The 2,034-nt window shown below is 63.8% G+C and carries 3 protein-coding genes and 1 pseudogene; 2 read left to right on the top strand and 2 right to left on the bottom strand.

Features of this window, described 5'->3' with window-relative positions; all coding sequences use genetic code 11:
* Positions 1–73: 73 nt before the first annotated feature.
* A complete protein-coding gene (locus MLGJGCBP_RS18925) occupies positions 74–481 on the bottom strand; it encodes a toll/interleukin-1 receptor domain-containing protein (RefSeq protein WP_043827270.1) in 408 nt (135 codons plus the stop codon).
* 379 nt (positions 482–860) lie between these two features.
* On the opposite strand from MLGJGCBP_RS18925, the gene MLGJGCBP_RS51895 reads away from it, so the two are divergent.
* The gene (locus MLGJGCBP_RS51895) at positions 861–1,145 is read left to right on the top strand and encodes a hypothetical protein (RefSeq protein ID WP_043827272.1); all 285 of its coding nucleotides are present in this window, start codon (positions 861–863) and stop codon (positions 1,143–1,145) included.
* Between the two features lie 369 nt (positions 1,146–1,514).
* Here MLGJGCBP_RS51895 and MLGJGCBP_RS51890 read toward each other — a convergent pair whose 3' ends face one another.
* A complete protein-coding gene (locus MLGJGCBP_RS51890) occupies positions 1,515–1,661 on the bottom strand; it encodes a hypothetical protein (protein WP_236581202.1) in 147 nt (48 codons plus the stop codon).
* 113 nt (positions 1,662–1,774) lie between these two features.
* Here MLGJGCBP_RS51890 and MLGJGCBP_RS50580 point away from each other — a divergent pair.
* Positions 1,775–2,034 (top strand): annotated as a pseudogene (locus tag MLGJGCBP_RS50580) (hypothetical protein); the annotation flags it as partial.

The raw sequence follows: 2,034 nt of genomic DNA, 5'->3' as shown, positions 1-2,034 counted from the left end.
AACAACGACTCATCGCGTCGTCTACGCTGTCAGTCGCCGCATGAAATCCGGTGTCCACTCCCGAGGGGCAACCTCACGTGTAATTTGCCCCGAAGAGGTCAACGTAGTTCAGGTCACCGAGGACGCGTCCTGCGCCGAGATCCCAACCGGGAATCTTCCCGTCGTCGAATCGAACCGGAATCAGCCAGGTCACGCCGGGTGCCATCTGGCGGAACTCCTCGACGGCGAGAGTGAGTTCTTCGTTCATGACGGTCTTGGGCCGTGCGCGGGAGTTGTCGGAGAAACACGCGAGGAAGATCAGTGCTCCTGATCGAATTGCATCTCGGATTTTTGCCTTCCAATTGTCGCCGGGGGCGAGTGATGTCCGGTCTCTCCAGTAGGGGATCTGGGCTGCGTCAAGGATTTTGCAGAGTTGGTCGACCTGCTGTTGATCCTCTTTGACGTAGGAGATGAACACGTGTTTGCCCTCGGCTGATGTCACGCCGAGATCGTATCCTTCCCTGATCCGGGGCGATGGCATGTACCTGTGTGGTGTCGTCGGGGGCGTCCGGCGGTTTACCGGCGTCGGGTGTGGGGTGGCGGCCCGCCGGGTCAGGGCAGCTCCGTGTTGAGGCACGCAATCATCCCGAACAGCTCACCCGGAACTGTTCTGGTGCCATGGAAGTCGCGGAGCGAGCGTGCTGCCGAGGAGGGCACTATTACATCGAGGAGTCAGTTTGGGTGAATCTGATGCTGCCTTGGGACGTGAGTGGGTGGTGATCGATCCCGCCACAGTCGACGGAGGTGGGTCGGACTTGGGCCCCGACGACGGTACACCCGCAACTGCTAGTAGACCGTCGCGGCTAAGTGTTGGGATATAGGTGGCGGAGTTTGATGCGGGCGTCGTCGGTGGTGAAGTGCCACTGGACCTGGCGTTGATCGGCGTTGGTCTGTCGTTGCCAGGCGGCGAGTTCGGCGTTGAGGATTCCGAGGTCCTCGATGTGCCGGTCCAGGTACTGGCGGGTCAGCGCGGAGAGCTCGATCTCGGCGATGTTGAGCCACGAGCCGTGTTTGGGGGTGTGGTGGATCTTGAGCCGCTGCGCGAGCGCGAACGCCTCGGCCGGCTCGAAGGCCTCGTAGAGCGATCCGATGCCGTGGGTGCCTGAGGTTGTCCATCACCAGCAACACCGTCTCTGCGTCGGGATAGTCCACGCACAGCAGGTCTTTGACCTGCCCGGCCCAGTCGACCTTGGTGCGCCGGGGCTGGGAATCGACACGCCGCCAGCCGGCCAGGGGCTCGACCCAGCAGAAGATCGAGCAGGTCCCGTGCCGCACGTACTCGGAGTCCTCCTTCAGATCGCGTCCCGGGCCCGCTGGGATCGGGTCATGCGCGTGAGCGAGGAGCTGGTAGGGATTCTCGTCCATGCACACCACCGGGCGTGAGGGATCGTGGGGGCGGGCGTAGACCGACAGGATGTCTTCCATGCGGGCCGCGAACTCTGCGTTGGCCCGCGGCGGGATGGTCCAGCACTTCTTCAGGTGAGGACGAAGTTTCGTTTTTTTAAAACCCGGCCGATGGTCGAGTGGTCCAGGTCGGGGATGTCGTCGACCAGGGCGACGTGCTTCTCCAGCAGTCGCAGCGACCACCGCGACCGACCCTCGGGCGGCTTCGAGCAGGCCAACGCAATCAACCTGGCCTCGATCTCACCAGTGATCTCCCGACGGCACCGGTGGGAGGTCACGCTGCTTGCGACCGATCGTGGCCTCCACGTCTCGACCGGTCTCAGCGAACCGATTGGCCACCAGCCGCAACGTCTCACCCGAGACCCCCAACCGTGCCGCGATCACCTCCTTCTCATCAACCACCCCGACCGAGGTGTCCAGCGCCAGCAACACCCGGGCCCGCCGGATCATCGGGCAGGTGCTGACCTGGACCGTCGACGAAGCACCGGAAGCGGACGGATGGGAGTTCGCGCACCTGTACCCGAACGGCGCTCGGGCGCACCGCACCGCACTCCTGCCTGACGGACATCGCAACCGCGGTGACGACTGGCG

Source organism: Rhodococcus sp. T7, assembly GCF_009872365.1.
Taxonomy (GTDB): Bacteria; Actinomycetota; Actinomycetes; order Mycobacteriales; family Mycobacteriaceae; genus Rhodococcus_F.
The sequence above is the reverse complement of the archived record's forward strand: the minus strand, read 5'-3'. Positions and strand labels throughout refer to the sequence as shown.